The organism is Telluria sp. B2 (assembly GCF_051789535.1).
Taxonomy (GTDB): Bacteria; Pseudomonadota; Gammaproteobacteria; order Burkholderiales; family Burkholderiaceae_D; genus Telluria.
Genome location: NZ_CP196525.1, coordinates 1,954,004 through 1,969,676 on the forward strand (window position 1 = coordinate 1,954,004; position 15,673 = coordinate 1,969,676).

Annotated in this window: 16 protein-coding genes and 1 tRNA gene; 14 read left to right on the forward strand and 3 right to left on the reverse strand. The window is 66.4% G+C overall.

The annotated features are described in order from the left end of the window. Positions 1 to 70 precede the first annotated feature (70 nt). From ACSUZJ_RS08765 to ACSUZJ_RS08780, 4 genes are all read left to right on the forward strand, one after another. Entirely contained in the window at positions 71 to 958 is an 888-nt protein-coding gene (locus tag ACSUZJ_RS08765; protein ID WP_499415225.1) for a helix-turn-helix domain-containing protein, read from the forward strand. Next, a complete protein-coding gene (locus tag ACSUZJ_RS08770; RefSeq protein ID WP_499415227.1) occupies positions 924 to 2,402 on the forward strand; it encodes a cytochrome P450 in 1,479 nt (492 codons plus the stop codon). Before ACSUZJ_RS08765 ends, ACSUZJ_RS08770 begins: the two co-directional genes overlap by 35 nt. Before the next feature lie 2 nt (positions 2,403 to 2,404). Beyond that, positions 2,405 to 3,028 (forward strand): hypothetical protein, encoded by a 624-nt coding sequence (locus ACSUZJ_RS08775; RefSeq protein ID WP_499415229.1) that lies wholly within the window; start codon positions 2,405 to 2,407, stop codon positions 3,026 to 3,028. A 125-nt stretch (positions 3,029 to 3,153) separates the two neighbouring features. Then, complete coding sequence (locus ACSUZJ_RS08780; protein ID WP_499415231.1) at positions 3,154 to 4,113, forward strand: hypothetical protein; 960 nt, start codon at positions 3,154 to 3,156, stop codon at positions 4,111 to 4,113. A gap of 191 nt (positions 4,114 to 4,304) precedes the next feature. On the opposite strand, the gene ACSUZJ_RS08785 is transcribed toward ACSUZJ_RS08780, so the two are convergent. Both ACSUZJ_RS08785 and ACSUZJ_RS08790 read right to left on the reverse strand, forming a co-directional pair. Next, complete coding sequence (locus ACSUZJ_RS08785) at positions 4,305 to 5,723, reverse strand: M16 family metallopeptidase (RefSeq protein WP_499415233.1); 1,419 nt, start codon at positions 5,721 to 5,723, stop codon at positions 4,305 to 4,307. 11 nt (positions 5,724 to 5,734) lie between these two features. Further along, on the reverse strand, positions 5,735 to 7,147 hold the full coding sequence (locus ACSUZJ_RS08790) for a M16 family metallopeptidase (protein WP_499415235.1): 1,413 nt from the start codon (positions 7,145 to 7,147) through the stop codon (positions 5,735 to 5,737). A gap of 355 nt (positions 7,148 to 7,502) precedes the next feature. On the opposite strand from ACSUZJ_RS08790, the gene ACSUZJ_RS08795 reads away from it, so the two are divergent. The 4 genes from ACSUZJ_RS08795 to ACSUZJ_RS08810 all read left to right on the forward strand — a co-directional run bounded on the left by ACSUZJ_RS08795 (position 7,503) and on the right by ACSUZJ_RS08810 (position 10,103). Further along, positions 7,503 to 8,270, forward strand: coding sequence for a GIN domain-containing protein (locus ACSUZJ_RS08795; RefSeq protein WP_499415237.1), 768 nt, complete (start codon positions 7,503 to 7,505; stop codon positions 8,268 to 8,270). 72 nt (positions 8,271 to 8,342) lie between these two features. After that, the gene (locus tag ACSUZJ_RS08800; protein WP_499415239.1) at positions 8,343 to 8,951 is read left to right on the forward strand and encodes a tetratricopeptide repeat protein; all 609 of its coding nucleotides are present in this window, start codon (positions 8,343 to 8,345) and stop codon (positions 8,949 to 8,951) included. Positions 8,952 to 9,027: 76 nt separating this feature from the next. After that, a complete protein-coding gene (locus ACSUZJ_RS08805) occupies positions 9,028 to 9,219 on the forward strand; it encodes a DUF7661 family protein (protein ID WP_499415241.1) in 192 nt (63 codons plus the stop codon). Positions 9,220 to 9,335: 116 nt separating this feature from the next. Next, entirely contained in the window at positions 9,336 to 10,103 is a 768-nt protein-coding gene (locus ACSUZJ_RS08810) for a hypothetical protein (protein ID WP_499415243.1), read from the forward strand. Between the two features lie 144 nt (positions 10,104 to 10,247). Here the strand turns inward: ACSUZJ_RS08810 and ACSUZJ_RS08815 are convergent, their stop codons facing one another. Further along, the gene (locus ACSUZJ_RS08815) at positions 10,248 to 11,600 is read right to left on the reverse strand and encodes an SGNH/GDSL hydrolase family protein (protein WP_499415245.1); all 1,353 of its coding nucleotides are present in this window, start codon (positions 11,598 to 11,600) and stop codon (positions 10,248 to 10,250) included. Between the two features lie 256 nt (positions 11,601 to 11,856). Here ACSUZJ_RS08815 and ACSUZJ_RS08820 point away from each other — a divergent pair, with 256 nt between their 5' ends. From ACSUZJ_RS08820 to ACSUZJ_RS08845, 6 genes are all read left to right on the forward strand, one after another. Continuing rightward, complete coding sequence (locus tag ACSUZJ_RS08820) at positions 11,857 to 12,837, forward strand: NAD(P)H-quinone oxidoreductase (protein ID WP_499415247.1); 981 nt, start codon at positions 11,857 to 11,859, stop codon at positions 12,835 to 12,837. Positions 12,838 to 12,997: 160 nt separating this feature from the next. Further along, positions 12,998 to 13,747 carry a triose-phosphate isomerase gene (gene tpiA / locus ACSUZJ_RS08825; RefSeq protein ID WP_499415249.1) on the forward strand — a complete coding sequence of 250 codons (750 nt, stop codon included), beginning with the start codon at positions 12,998 to 13,000 and terminating at the stop codon, positions 13,745 to 13,747. Positions 13,748 to 13,797: 50 nt separating this feature from the next. Then, a complete protein-coding gene (gene secG, locus ACSUZJ_RS08830) occupies positions 13,798 to 14,259 on the forward strand; it encodes a preprotein translocase subunit SecG (protein WP_499415251.1) in 462 nt (153 codons plus the stop codon). A gap of 292 nt (positions 14,260 to 14,551) precedes the next feature. Further along, a tRNA-Leu gene (locus tag ACSUZJ_RS08835) sits at positions 14,552 to 14,636 on the forward strand. 173 nt (positions 14,637 to 14,809) lie between these two features. After that, entirely contained in the window at positions 14,810 to 15,169 is a 360-nt protein-coding gene (locus ACSUZJ_RS08840; protein ID WP_136218549.1) for an NADH-quinone oxidoreductase subunit A, read from the forward strand. 3 nt (positions 15,170 to 15,172) lie between these two features. Further along, entirely contained in the window at positions 15,173 to 15,649 is a 477-nt protein-coding gene (locus tag ACSUZJ_RS08845) for a NuoB/complex I 20 kDa subunit family protein (protein WP_020654624.1), read from the forward strand. Positions 15,650 to 15,673: the final 24 nt, after the last annotated feature.

The following is a 15,673-nucleotide window of genomic DNA, read 5'->3' on the forward strand; positions in this document are numbered from 1 at the left end:
CGGGCAGGAATGTCCGGCCCATGTCGTTTTTATTCTATCTTGCCAAACAGGCAAAGCTAGAATACGGGGTATGCGCCCCAACGTTTCCCGTCCGCCGATCACCCGCCTGTGGCTGCCCGACGCCGCCGCGGCGGTTTTCCTGCGTGCCTACGTTTCGCGCGACGCCCGCGGCTGCGGGCTCGAGGGAACGGCGCTGCTGAACCGCTTTCCGGCATCGGCACACTGCACCATCACCTGGTTCCTGGAAGGGCAGGCCGAGCTGATCGCCTGTGGCGGGCTGGCCCTGCAACAGCCGCTCGCACGCTGCGTCGTCGGCGGCTGCCAGAGCGCACCGGTCACGTCGAGAAACCAGGGCGAGGTCCACGCCTGCATCGCGATGTTCTATCCGGACGCCTTCCACGCCCTGTTCGGCGTCGACCTGGCCGCCCTGCAGGACCGCTTCGTCGATGCACGCGAGGTGCTGCCCGCGCACGCAGTCGCACTGGTCGAGGCGGTGTTCGGCGCAAGTGACGACGAAGCGCGCCGCCGCTGCATCGAAGAATACATCGCCCTGCATGGCGGCGCCGCGCTGCCGGCCTGGACCCGCATGCGCCGCCTGGGTGGACGGCTGACATTGGCGCTGGCGAGCAAGGTCCTGGGCCTCGGCCCACGCCAGTTGCAGCGCGTGGCGCCGCACCAGGCCGGCGCCAGGCTGCAGACCCTGGCGCGCCTGTGGCGCGGCGAACGCAGCTTCCTGCGCGCCCAGCGCCAGTACCTGGCGGGCGGCCAGGTCGACATGGCCGACCATGCCCTCGCCAGCGAGTACGCGGACCAGTCGCACATGGTCCGCGATTGCAAGGCCCAGACCGGCCGCACGCCGCTGCAGCTCGCGCACGACGTGCAGCACGAGGAAGCCGACTGGATCTACCGACTGGAGTTTTCCCTTGACGACGATAACCCGCCCACCCGGTCCGCGTGACCGCGCTTTCGGCATGCGCTCGCTGCGGCGCATGCAGAATGACTTCCTCGGCTTCTGGCGCGACGCCCACGAACGCCATGGCGACATGGTGTACGTGAAGTTCGGGCACGTCGACTATTACGCCCTGCGTCATCCCGAGCAGATCCGCGAGGTGCTGGTCGAGAAGGCGCACGCTTTTGTCCGCTGGGAGCGCCATGTCGAGGTGCTGGCCCAGCTGCACGGCCAGAGCCTGCTCATCAGCGAGGGCGCCCAATGGCGCCGCCAGCGCCGCATGCTGCAGCCGGCCTTCAGCCCGAAGCGCTTCGACGCCTATGCCGGCCAGGTGAGCGCCGCGGTCGCCGAGGCGCTGGCCGCCATGCCGGGCGACGGCGCGACGGCAGTGGACTTCGAGCACGCGATGAACATGCTGGCGGCCGATGTCATCCTGCGCACCATGTTCGGCGCACGGGTCGACGCCAACGGGGCCGACGATACCGGCAGGGTCGAGCGCGCCGTGCGCACCCTGGTCGACATTGGCTACCGCGAGATGTTCCTGCCCTTCGCCTTGCCGGACTGGCTGCCGTATCCGGGACGCGGCGCGAAGCGCGATGCGATGCGCCTGCTCGACACCCTGATCCGCTCGCACATCGCGGCGCGCCGCGCCGCCCCGGAAGGGCAGGACGACCTGCTCGGCATGCTGCTGGCGGCGGTGGACGAGGGGAGCGAGGGCGAGGGCGAAGAAGCGGGCGGCGCCATGCTGGACGACGAAGGCGTGCGCGACCAGCTGATGACCACCTTCCTGGCCGGCCACGAAACCACGGCGGCGGCGCTGACCTGGGCCGGCTGGGCGCTGGCCGCGCATCCGGAGGTGGCGGGCCGCGCCGCCGAAGAGGTCGACCGCGTGCTCGGCGGCCGCACGCCGGGCTGCGCCGACCTGGCCCGGCTTCCCTATATCGGCATGGTGGTCAAGGAAGTGATGCGCCTGTACTCGCCGTCGCCGGGCCTGCTGGCGCGGCGCGCACTGGAGGACGTGCGCATCGGCGGCTACCTGCTGCCGAAGGGCAGCGTGGTGTCGATCATGACTGTCATCCCCCACCACGACGCGCGCTGGTTCCCGCAGCCGGAACGTTTCGATCCCGCGCGCTTCGACCCGGCGGCCGGCCGCGAGATCCCGCGCGGCGCTTATCTGCCTTTCGGCGCGGGTCCACGGGTGTGCATCGGCAGCAGCTTTGCCAGCGTCGAGATCACGCTCGCGCTCGCGATGCTGCTGCAGCGTTTTATCTTGCAGCCGGCGCCGGGGCAGGGTGCGCCGAAGGCGCGCATGGGCGTCAGCCAGCGCCCCGAAGGCGGGCTGCGGCTGGTGTTGCGGCGCAGGCCGGCCGCGGCCGCGCAGCCGGCTCAGGAAGCCGCTGCGGCGCCGCTTGCCGGACCGGTACGCGGCTGCCCCTTCCACGCCGGAGCCTGAGCGTGCTGCAGCGCCTGCACCGCGCCTCGGCGCTCGTCATTGGGCTGTACGCCGTGGCGCACCTGGCGAACCACCTGGCGGCGGTCGACAGCGTGGCCAGCCACATCGCCTTCATGGACAAGGTAAGGCTGGTGACCCGCGTGCCCGCGCTCGAGGCCCTGCTGCTGGCCTGCGTGCTGTTCCAGGCGGTGTCGGGCCTGGCGCTGGTGGCGCGCCGCAGGGGCCAGCGGCGCGCGCGCTTCGACCGGCTGCAGGCGATCTCCGGCCTCTACCTGGCCTTCTTCCTGCTCGTGCACGTGAGTTCGGTGCTGGCCGGGCGCATCCTGCAGGGCGTTGACACCAACTTCCATTTCGCGGCGGCCGGGCTGCACGTCGCGCCTTTCCAGTTCTTCTTCTTTCCCTACTATGGACTGGCGGTGCTTGCCTTCGGCGTGCACCTGGCCGCCGCCTTCCACTACCTCGCGCGCGGGCGTGTCGGCAGCCTGGCGCGCACGCGCATTGCCGGCGCCGGCATCGCCGCCGCGCTGCTGCTGTCCGGCCTGATCCTCGCGGCCTTCGGCGGCATGCTGCATCCGGTCGCCATCCCCGAACCCTACCGCGCCAACCTGGAGGCGCTGCTGCGCTAGCGGCCCACACCCGGAACGCGCCCGGCGGTGAACTTTGCGTTCCGGCGCCCCTCTTAGGTGGATGAAGGGGCGCATCGCAGACGCATTGCAGGCGCCCCGCATGTGTCCGATGGGGAGGATCGGCCATGGCGCAATCGATGAGGAGCAGCGCACCGCTGGTGCTTGCGTCCGCCCAGGCCGGGCGCAACACCGCGTCCGAGGTGGTGCAGGCGAAAGCGCCCTGGCGTGAAGCCCTGCTGGAAGGCTACCGGCGCCGCAACGCCGTGCTGGACGCCATTTTCTACGACATCGGCGTGGTCACGCCCGCCGAAGCGGCATCGAGCGCGCCGTGGCTGGCGCGCGAGGGGGCGCTCCTGATCGTGCCGCCATCCGGGGACGGCAGCCTGCGCATCTGCCCGGACATCGAGGCCTTTGCCAGGAACGGCGGCATCCAGGCCCGCATCCTGGCCGTGGCCGGCGTCGGCAGTTCCGCGCTCGGCACGGCGGCCTTTGCACGCAACGTGGCCGATGCCTTCGGCGAGCCGGTGGCGGGGCTGGTCTCTGGCTACGGGCTGGCCGACCTGCTGACCGAGGCGGCCGGCGGCTGGTTCTGGTTCGGCGCGCTCAACCGCGTGCGGCATGCGTTCGAGGGCATCGACGAACTGGCGCGCGGCAATGCCTGGGAGTCCGCCACGATGGAAACGATCAACCCCGCGCGCACCAGCCTGGACACGCGCACGCTGTGCCGGGTGCTGACCGACCGGCGCTTCCGCTTCGGTCTGCTGGTCGGGCACTCGAAGGGCAACCTGGTGATCTCGGAAGCGCTGTACGCGCTGCGCGACGCGCACCAGGACGAGGCGTTGGGGGACCTGGCGATCGTCACGATCTCGGCGGCGATCGCGATGCCGCCGCACTACCGCAGGATCATCGACGTGATGGGCGAGATCGACTGGTTCGGCGCCATGAATTCGAACGCCGCGATCAGCGTCGAGTACCGGCCGCGCAATGCCTGGCACCACACGAACACGGACCTGAACTGGCACCTGCCGGTGCGCGAGGTGATGAGCGCGCTGCGGCGCAGGCCGGGGATCGCGCTGGGGACGTGATTTTCTGCGGCGCTGCGGATGCGCATCGGTGCCATACAGCGTGGACACAGGTGTCCACCCTACGAAACCCGCCGTTGTAGGGTGGACTCCCGAGTCCACGCGGTCTTTCGTGCCCCCGCATACCCGTACGCCTGACCCGGAAACAAAAAACGCCCGCACAAGGCGGGCGTTCGAACCGGACAATGCCGTTCTTATTTGTCGCTGACGGTGAACTGACCGAACTGCTTGAGCTGTTCGCCCACCGCAGCCTGGTCGCCGACCACGACGATGGACTGCTTCTCCGGCGCGAAGTACTTCGCCGAGACCTCGCGCACCTGCTGCGGCGTGACCTTCTGGATCAGCGGGACGAACTGGCCGAGGAACTCCGGCGGCAGGCCGACCAGCCAGTTCTGGGCCAGCGTGGCGGCGACCGAGCGCTGCAGCTGGTTGCTGATCAGGTAGCCACCGGCGACGTAGCGCTTGTTCATCGTCATTTCTTCCGCCGGGACCGGCTCCGAACCGATGCGCTTGTACTCGTTGAAGTACTCGGTGAGCGCTGCACCCGTGACCTCGTTGCGCACGTCGGCGCCGCCGACGATCGCGCCGCCGACACGGCTCATGCGCGCACCGGCCGAGGCGCCATAGGTGTAGCCCTTTTCCTCGCGCAGGTTGATGTTCACGCGGCTCGAGAAGCCGCCGCCCAGGATGGTGCTGGCCAGGCGCAGCGGCACCTGGTCGGCGGCGCTGGCGGCGATGCCGGGGCTGCCTAAGCGGATGGTCGACTGCACGCTGCCGCCGCGCTGCAGCAGGATGCGCGCCGGCCTGGCGCTGGCCGGCGCCGGGGCAAGCTCGGCCAGGGCCGGGCCCTGCGCCTTCCAGTCGCCGAAGGCCGCCTGCGCCAGCTTCATCGCCTCGGCCTCCTTGATGCGGCCGGTGATCACCAGCAGTGCATGGTCGGGGCGGAAGCGTTTCGCGTGGGCGGTGCGCAGCATGTCCTGGGTGACCGAGTTGATCGCTTCCGCGGTCGGCTCGGTGTGGCCGTAGGGGTGCTCGCCGTAGATCGCCTGGTTGATGGCGCGCTCGGCGCGGAAGCGCGGCGTGGTTTCGGACACGCGCAGCGCCTGCAGGGCATTGGCCTTGGCCAGTTCGACTTCCTTGGCAGGGAAGGAGGGCACGCGGGTGACTTCCGCCAGCAGCGACATCATCTCGCCGGCGTGCGAGGCCAAGGCGTTGGCCGAGACCACGATGCCGTCGGCCGCCGGGCCGGCCGCGACCGAGCCGCCCATGCCCTGGGCCGCTTCGGCGATCGCGCGCGAGTCGCGCTTGGCGGTGCCTTCGTTGAGCATGCCGGCCAGCAGGCTGGCGAAGCCCGGATGGGCCTTGTCGTCGGCGGCGTAGCCGGCGCCGCGCATGGCCAGCACGAAGTCGACGCGCGGCAGGCCCTGGCGCGGCACGACCCAGACGGTCATGCCGTTGGCCAGGGTCTTCTTGACGATCTGCGGCGTCGGGATCGGCTTGTCCTTGCCGTAGGCCGGCATCGGCAGCGATTTCGCGGCGGCAGGCGCATCGGCAGCAAAAGTCACGGGAACGAACGCCATCGAGACGGCGAATGCGAGCATCAGTTTTTTCATCGATGCGCTCCTTATTTGTTTGAACCAGAACCGGTTGCCGCAGCGCCAGGCGCTCCAGCAACCGGAGTTGCAGCAACGGCGGGCTTGGCGACAGGCTTGCGGTCGATGACGGTGCGGTTGTTCTTCACCAGGTAGGTGGCGGCGGCGCGCTGCAGGTCGGCGGACGTCACGCCCTCGATCCAGCCCGGGATCTTGTTGACGACGTTGGCGTCGCCCCACAGGGTCTGCAGCTTGGCCAGGGTGTCGGCGCGGTTGATGAAGGACTCGAGCGAGTTGTTCCAGTCGGCCAGCATGCGGGTCTTGACGCGCTTGAGGGTGGCGTCGTCGACGCCGTCCTTGACGATCTTCGCGACTTCCTCGTCGATCGCGGCCAGCATCGCGTCGGCGTTGCTGGTCGGCTTGTAGAGGGCGAACACGGTCAGGAGGGTCGGGCCGTCGTAGGTCCAGGGATCGGTCAGGCCGAACAGGACGTCGACGTTGAGGGCGATCTCGCGGCCCTTGACCAGGCCCTGGTAGAGGACCGAGGCGTCGCCGCCGGCCAGCAGTTCGGCCAGCACGGCGACCGGCGCCTGGTCGCGGCTGCCGCGTTCCGGGATCTTCCAGGCGGCGGCAATCGCCGGCACCTGGGCCAGGGCGTCGGTCTGCTCGACGCGCTTCTCGACCTTGTTCAGCGGCTCGGAGAAGTCGCCGCTTTTCGGCGTCGGACGCGGCGCGATCGAACCGAAGTATTTCTGCGCCAGCGCGAAGCCCTGGGCCGGGGTCACGTCGCCGGAAATGGCGAGCACCGCGTTGTTCGGGCCGTAGTAGTCGCGGTGGAAGGCGCGCACGTCGTCCAGGCTGGCGCCTTCGAGGTCTTCGAAGCTGCCGTAGCCGTCGTGGTTGTTTTCCCACTTCTGGAAGGCGTGCTGGCTGATGTCGATCCACATGAAGCCGCCGTAGGGCTGGTTCTTCACGTTCACGCGGATCTCTTCCTTGACCACGTCCTGCTGGTTCTTCAGCGTCTTCTCGTTGAAGTCCAGGGTCTTCATGCGGTCCGCTTCCAGCCACAGGATGGGCTCCAGGGCCGAAGCCGGCGCGGTCTCGATGTAGTTGGTGAAGTCGGGACGGGTCGAGCCGTTGTTGCGGCCGCCGCCGGCGGTGATGGTCTTGTCGAACACGCCCTTCGGTGCGTTCGGGGTGCCCTGGAACATCAGGTGTTCGAACAGGTGCGCAAAGCCGGTGCGGTTGCGCGGCTCGAGGCGCATGCCGACGTGGTAGACGACCGAGACGCCGACCGTGGGCGAGCTGTGGTCTTCGGAGACGACCACGGTCATGCCGTTGTCGAGTTTCTTCACATGGACCGGCAGGTCCCACTTGTCGGAAGTCGCCGCGAAGGCGGACATCGACAAGCCGAGCCCGGCCAGCAGGACGGGGAGTTGGCGCATGCGCATTGATGACCTCAATAAATGGCTGAGACGAAAAAAGCAGCCGCGCCTCTAGGGCGCGGAGCAATTCATCTTAACGCAAAGACATGCTAAAAAGTAATTTTTTACGTATGCATGTCAGCGCCGTACCCGCGCCACACGTCGTTCGGTACGCGGTTTCTGCAGTCTGTCGCATTCCCCGCCGGTCATGCAGGGCGCGCCGCTATAGTGCAGGCATTGTCAGTCCCGCCAGATTGCCGGAATACAAATTTTTACTGGAGCAGGGCGGGGCTTGCTGGTAGTGTTGCGCCTGCACATGCCTTGTATTGACGCGGCGACAACACAAGACGACACTGGAATCGATACGGAGAATGTCATGCACAAGTTTTTCAAGTTCGCCCTCGCGGCCATCGGCATGCTGGCGCTGGTGCGCCTGGCGACGGCCGCGCCCGACACGGCGAACGAAACCCGCAGCGTCGACGCCCGCGTGGTGCGCGTCAAGCTCGACGGCCTGGTCGACCTGCATATCCGCCAGGGTAGCCCGGCGGTGCTGGTCCTGCGCGGCGACCCGCGCTGGCTGGAAAAGCTGACCACGATGCAAAGCGGCGACACGCTCCACATCGGCACCGAGACGCGCGGCGTGCGCCTGCAGCGCAGCAATCCCCTGCGCGCCGAACTGGTGCTGCCGCAACTGCGCGAGGTGAGTTCGGAAAGCGTCGGCACCACCGAGATCAGCGGCTTCTCGGGCGAGGAACTGGAACTGTCGCTCGATGGCGCCGGCTCGATGAACGTGAACGTGAACTACCGCCTGATCAGCGCCAGCCTGGGCGGCGTCGGCAGCATGAAGCTGGCCGGCATGCAGAGCGAAGGCATCGAACTCGATCTGCAGGGAGCAGGCTACGTGACCCTGGCCGGGCGCAGCAAATGGCTCAAGGCCGAGCTGGCCGGACTGGGCGGGCTCGACGCCCAGCAGTTCACGGCCGAGAGCGTGACGCTGGAGCTGTCGGGCCTGGGCAATGCGACCGTGACGGCGCAGCAGAACGCGAACCTGAACCTGTCGGGGATGGGGTCGGTCACAGTCTACGGCAAGCCGCTCAACCGCAAGGTCAGCGTCGACGGACTGGGCAAGGTCAGCTGGAAATAAGGGATGGCGGCGCAGGATGCGCGCCGCGAAAGAACAAGGTAGGGCGAAGAGACCGGTACCACGCACGAGACAATGAAAAAACATACCGTAGCGATCCTGCTTGCGCTCGGCCTGCTCGGCCCGGCGCACGCGGGTTTTCCCGAGGGCGCGAGCGCCTACAACGCGCGCAACTACGCGCTGGCGATGAAGGAGATCGCGCCGCTGGCGCGCGCCGGCAATCCCGATGCCCAGCACCTGCTGGGCCTGATGTATTACATGGGCCGCGGCGTCGCGCGCGACTACAGGCAGGCCTTTAGCTGGCACCTGAAGGCGGCCCAGCAGGGCAAGGCCGACGCCCAGTACGTGGTCGGCGCCATGTACTACACCGGCAACGCCGTGCCCCAGGACCAGAAGCATGCCGTCACCTGGTTTCGCAAGGCCGCCGAGCAGGGGCACGCCGAGGCCCAGCACGCGCTCGGGCTGATGTACCGCTACCACGTGGCCGGCGTGCCGGCCGACCCGGTGATCGCCTACATGCTGTACAACCTGGCGGCCGCCAGCGGCCACCAGAACGCCATCAACCAGCGCGCGGCCATCGCCAAGACCATGACGCAGGAGCAGATCGAGGAGGCGCAGGCCTTGTCGCGCACCTGGAAGGTGGGGACGGGGTTGCCGACGCAGTCGAAGACCGGAGGGAGTTGAGATCGGCGGCGCGGTCCGCGCTGCGGCATACGCCGCCGGCTCATCCCTTTCATCCCTTTTCAGGAGGCCTGCAAACATGCGATTCAACATCTATGGGCGTTTTCACCTGGAAGTACGGCGCGAGCAGGGGCGCTGGATGGCGTACCGGCTCTCGTCCGGCACGCGCGTGCCTGAAGACGAACTCGTGATCCCGGCCGAGCTCGCGGAGCACGAACTGGCCGTCTATCTCGACGATATCTACCACGAACTGGCGGGGCCAGGAACTTGACCATACACCAAAGCAACCGATTCGCATCTATGGCCGATATGGGGGCCAGTTCGTGACCCCTCCAGGAGGCAGGATCCTCTGCTCGGGGATCGATCGGGCATGCGAAAGACGACATCATGAGCCGATTTATTGACCAGTTGCTGAAGCGCCTGCCGCACGTTCGCGAATCGTTCTATGCGAGCGGCTTCGAGTTGCCACGTCTATACCTTGCCGCTGTCGAAGCCATGAGACAGAGGAGTGAGGATGAGCATGACTACCAGCGCTACCTCGATGAAGTCCTGTTCGAATACGCGGCCTTGCCATATCCTTGGCAGCCATCGGTGCGCCGCCTGTTGAAGTCGGGGGAGCGATCCGCCTATCTCGATATGCTTGCGGCGCGTGCGGGGAGCGATTGTCTATCGCTGGACCCAAACTTCAATCTCTTTGTGAAGAGCGAATCCTGGCTCGATTTACTGGGTGGGTTTCGAGCGCAGAAGCAGGAGGAGTTGGAGCGCCACTCATCAGCGCTGCGAGAGATGATTGGCGATTCATCGAATGCCGTGATTGATGGCATCGTGCAGATTGCCGAGAGGTACGGGTACTATCCAAAACGCTCCTTGAAGGCGCGAGACCAGTCACTGGACTTGGAGGGGCATGCCGATCAATGTGCATTGACGTCTCTGCGGGTCGTTGATCTTCCTGCGCTCAAGAAGCGGGGGTATGTCATCGTTCAGTACTTCTTTAACGAGCTGCCCGGTAGGCACTTCGGACTCGGCACGTTTGTGCCGGGAGGGCACCAGTACTCCGATTGGAACAAGACTCCTCAGGCAGTTCTCTTCTCGTTCTATGTGCAGTGCCAATTCGGGGCAGAGCTCGGAGCTGCATTGGGCGTTGCCGCTCGATAGACAGTCGCATACCGGCGGCGTCAGTGGCCGCCGGTCACTAAATCCGCTTCCTATGGCCTTCAGGCGTGATGAAGTCGGCAGGCCTGCCGCTGCTGCACCGTCAGCCGTGCCGGCGGTGCAGCAGCAAGACTCGAACAACTAGTCTCACTTCGCGTTTTGCACTTTCGCCGCAGCCGCACCGAGCGAACGGAACAAGGTGAGCGGCACCGCATTGCCCATCGCCTGGTAACCCAGGTCGCTCGGATGCAGGTGGTCGCCGCTGTCGTAGGCCGGCAGGAAGCGGGTCGGATGCAGCGGGTCGCGGGTGGCGAGGTCGAAGTCGATCACGCCGTCGAACTCGTCGCTGGAACGGATCCAGCTGTTCACGGCCTGGCGCACGACTTCCTTCTCGGGCGAGTAGTAGCCCGCGCCCTCGAAAGGCGTGAGCGTGGCGCCGAACACGGCGATGCCTTTCGCGTGCGCGCGGGCGATCACCTGGCGGTAGCCGGCGATCAGGTCTTCGGCGGACACCGGATTGGCCGGCGAGCTGTTGCCGATGTCGTTGATGCCGATCATCAGCGTCATGTAGCGCACGCCGGCGGTGGCGACGACGTCGCGGTCGAAGCGCTCCTGGATGCTGCGCCCGGCCAGCGGGTTGGGCGAATCGGAGAGCAGACGGTTGCCGCTGATGCCGCGGTTGACCACGCCCAGGCGGCCGTTCAGGCCCAGGACCGGGTCGCGCACGGTCTGCAGGCGGCGCGCCAGCCAGTCGGGCCAGCGGTTGTTCGTGTCGACCGTGCTGCGCGCGCCGTCGGTGATCGAGTCGCCCAGGGTGACGATGGTCGGGCCCACGCTTTCCACGTCGACCTCGGTGAGGAAGGGCCAGGACGTGATCGTGCGCTGCACCGGCAAGGTGGCGGCGGCCGTGAAGTCGCCCGGCAGCGAGACATAGTTGGTCTGGAAGGCGCTGCCGTGGATCGTGGTCGCCTCCACCGTGCCCGGCAGGTAGAGGCTGACCGCGAGGTCGCCCAGGGCCGGCACGTTCAGTTCGACCGGGTCGGACAGGGCCGGGGCCCCGGGCGGGATCACGATCGAGGTACGGCCGCTGAAGGTGAGCACGCGGTCGGTGCCGGGCGCCACGTCCGAACCGCTGGCGCGCACGCCGATGCGGGCTGCGCCTATCCTCAGGGGCGCGCTGCCGAACTCGTTCGAGACGCGGATGCGCACGCGGTTGCCGCCGATGCTGGTGTGGACGATCAGGCGCAGGGTCTGGTCGGTGAAGACCTGGGCCGTGCCGGTGGCGGGCGGGCCGGCGGGGGCCGTGCCCCAGGTGCCGGTCCAGCGCTCGCTGCTCCAGTTCTGGGCCTGCGTGGGCTGGCCGGGCAGGGCGAGGGCGACGGCAAGCGCGGAAACCGCCAGCAGCATGCCGCGGCGCGGACGGTCGACGCCGGCTGCGCGGGCGAATGGGGCCGTGGCCCGTCGGACCAGGTCGGAGAGGGAGGACGGAATCAAGTTCATGATCGTTCCTTTGGTAATTGGTGGAAACGGCTCGTATGGCTGAGCTCGCGTCTTCCAATCTATGCGGCGGGCATAGCGGCGACAAGGTGGCTACGGACGAGTTCGTTGTGCTAGCTCTAAAGTTCCCCAAAAAGGCGATGCATCAAAGAATTTGTTTGCGTTTGAGCACAGAAAATGGAAATACATTCGCCGTCCAGCAACAAACGTGGAGTGCAGGCTTGCCGTACAATTGTCCTTTTCTCAACGGGAGGCGGAAATGCGCGCAATCGAAATTACGCAGCCGGGCAAGCCGGAGGTGCTGCAGCCGTGCGAACGGCCGCTGCCTGAACTGAAAGCGGGCGAGGTTCTCATCAAGGTGCACGCGGCCGGCATCAACCGGCCCGACGTGCTGCAGCGCATGGGCTACTACCCGGTCCCGCCGGGCGCATCCGACCTGCCGGGGCTGGAAGTGGCGGGCGAGATCGTCGACGGCGACCTGGCCGACAGCGGCTTCAACAAAGGCGACATGGTCTGCGCGCTGGTGCAGGGCGGCGGCTATGCCGAGTACTGCGCGGCGCCGCTGGCCCAGTGCCTGCCGCTGCCCGAGGGCCTGAGCGCGGTCGAGGCGGCCTCGCTGCCGGAAACCTTCTTCACCGTCTGGACCAATGTGTTCGACCGCGCGGCGCTGGCGGAAGGCGAGACCCTGCTGGTGCAGGGCGGCACCTCGGGCATCGGCGTCACCGCGATCCAGCTCGCCACCGCCCTGGGGCACCGGGTTTTCGCTACCGCAGGCAGCGACGAGAAATGCCGCGCCTGCGAGGAACTCGGCGCCGAGCGCGGGATCAATTACCGCAGCGAGGACTTCGTCGAGGTCGTCAAATCCCTGACGGGCGGGAAAGGCGTCGATGTCGTGCTCGACATGGTTGCCGGCGACTACGTGGCGCGCGAGATCGACTGCCTGGCCGACGACGGCCGCATCACCCTGATCGCGCTGCTCGGCGGGGCGAAGGCGAATATCGACCTGGGCCAGGTGCTGCGGCGGCGCCTGAGCATCAGCGGTTCGACCCTGCGTCCGCGCCCGGTGGCCTTCAAGGCGGCGATCGCGCGCAAGCTGCGCGAACGTGTCTGGCCCCAGTTTGCGCAGGGGAAGATCAAGCCGGTGATCTACAAGACCTTCCCGCTCGAGCGGGCGGCCGAGGCGCATGCGCTGATGGAGTCGAGCACGCACGTGGGGAAGATCGTGTTGCAGGTGGCTTGATCCGCCGAACCACGCACACCGAACGGCGCGATGTGCACAAAACCAAAGTCACTGAACCGTAGCCGTTTCATTAACGTCCTTTTAACACACCCGCTCAGCCATTGTTTGACCGCCTTTACAACGGGGGCTAGAATAGCGGGTTATTTGACTGTGGGGTTTTATGCGTCCCAAACTCGTCGTAGGTAACTGGAAGATGAACGGCAGCCGCGCGGCCAACGCGTCGCTGCTCGCTGGAATTGTCGCCGGACTGGGCAACGCTAAAGCCACGTGCGCCGTGTGCGTGCCGGCTCCCTATCTGCAGCAATGCGTCGACACGCTGACCGGCAGCCCGCTCGCCTGGGGCGCGCAGGACGTGTCGCAGCATGTCAGTGGCGCCTACACCGGCGAAGTCGCAGCGTCGATGCTGGTCGATTTCGGCTGCCGCTACGCGATCGTCGGCCACTCGGAGCGCCGCGCCTACCATGGCGAGACCGACCAGGTCGTCGCGCAGAAGGCCCTGGCCGCGCTGAATGCCGGCATCACGCCGATCGTTTGTGTGGGCGAAACCCTGGCGCAGCGCGAAGCGGGTCAAACAAATGTTATTGTCGGTCAACAATTGTCTGCCGTCCTCGCACTGCTTGACGCTGACGCCGTAGCGCGTATCGTGGTCGCCTACGAGCCGGTATGGGCGATCGGCACCGGCAAGACCGCCACCCCGGCCATGGCCCAGGAAGTGCACGCTCAGTTGCGCGCGCAGTTGCGCGAATGCAGTGTCGAGGCGGCCGAGTGCGTGGCCATCCTGTACGGCGGCAGCATGAAGCCGGACAACGCGGCCGAACTGATGGCCCAGGCCGACATCGATGGCGGCCTGATCGGCGGCGCGGCGCTGAAGGCGGCCGACTTCCTGGCGATCATCAACGCCGCCGCCTGAGTGGTGCACCAAAGAATTTGCAACGTAGTTAAACTTGGAATGGAACTGTAATGAACGTGTTGTTCAATCTTGTTATTGTCGTGCAGGTGATCTCGGCCCTGGCCATCATCGGTCTGGTGCTGCTGCAGCACGGTAAGGGCGCCGACATGGGCGCCGCTTTCGGCTCGGGCGCCTCGGGCAGCCTGTTCGGCGCCAGCGGTTCGTCGAACTTCCTGTCGAAGTCGACGGCAGTGGCCGCAGCGGTGTTCTTCGCCTCGACCCTGGCGCTGGCCTACATGGGCAATACCCGCACCGTCACCACCAGCGGCGGCGTGATGGAGCGCATGAACAACCCGGCCAACAATGCCGGCTCGGCCGTGCCGAACACCACCGCCCCGGCCGCGCCGGTGAACGACGTGCCGGCGGCGCCGACCGCCGGCGTGCCTGCGGCACCTGCCGCCGCGCCGGCAACCGCGCCGGCCGCCGACGTCCCGGCCGCTCCGGCTGCGCCAGCGCCGGCAGGCCAGAAGTAATCGTAGTAAGCTCTCGTGTGCGCTCGATGGAGCGCACGCCATTGCGCCCGGCTCCTTGCCTGGGCGCAGGGCAGCGCCCGGCAGCGGGGCCTGCCCACAAGACAGCCTTCGCGGGCTGAGAAGTCCTCCCGGCACCGCCAGCAATGGTAGCCAGCCGGGTTTTCGAACTGACAAGAGTGCGGCTTGTTCCGCCTCCGGCCAGAAAGTTCGAAAAAACACTGGTTTTTCCTTGCGCCACCTCAATTTGTGCATTGAAAAATAGTGTTAAGGCAGGGTATAATTCTGGTCTCCAGCCGACGTGGTGAAATTGGTAGACACGCTATCTTGAGGGGGTAGTGGCGCAAGCTGTGCGAGTTCGAGTCTCGCCGTCGGCACCAAGATAAAAGAAAAGCCAGCAAGGGCGATGAGCAACCGCTCTCCAGCCTGAGCTGGCTTTTTTACGAGGATCAGTCGTACGGTCCTGGTAGCAGGCACGAGGCCAGGATTGCGCGATACGGCGCTGCAGGCAATGCAGTGGTTTCATTAACCGATCGTTCAAATAGGCTTCATCGTGAACCTCGAAAATTACTTCCCCGTTCTTCTCTTCATCCTGATCGGCGTCGGTGTCGGCGTCGCACCCCAGGTGCTCGGCTACCTGCTCGGACCGCAGCGTCCCGATGCCGCCAAACTCTCCCCTTACGAATGCGGCTTCGAAGCCTTCGAAGACGCCCGCATGAAGTTCGACGTTCGCTACTACCTGGTGGCGATCCTGTTTATTTTGTTTGATCTGGAAACGGCATTCTTCTTCCCATGGGGCGTCTCGATGCGCGAACTGGGCTGGACCGGTTTCGTCACGATGATGGTGTTCATCGCCGAATTCGTCGTCGGTTTCTGGTACATCTGGAAGAAAGGTGCCCTTGATTGGGAATAAGCCATGGCTATTGAAGGCGTATTAAACGAAGGTTTCATTACCACCACAGCCGATAAGCTGATCAACTGGGCGCGCACGGGATCGATGTTCCCGATGACGTTTGGCCTGGCCTGCTGCGCGGTCGAGATGATGCATGTGGGCGCAGCCCGCTATGACCTCGACCGCTTTGGCATTGTGTTCCGCCCGTCGCCGCGTCAGTCCGACGTGATGATCGTGGCCGGCACGCTGTGCAACAAGATGGCGCCCGCGCTGCGCAAGGTGTACGACCAGATGGCCGAACCGCGCTGGGTGATCTCGATGGGTTCCTGCGCCAACGGCGGCGGTTACTACCACTACTCCTACTCGGTGGTGCGCGGCTGCGACCGCATCGTGCCGGTCGACGTCTATGTCCCGGGCTGCCCGCCGACGGCTGAAGCCCTGCTGTACGGGATCATGCAGCTGCAGAACAAGATCAAGCGCACCAACACGATCGCGCGATAGTTAAACCTTAGCACCTGCCGGATT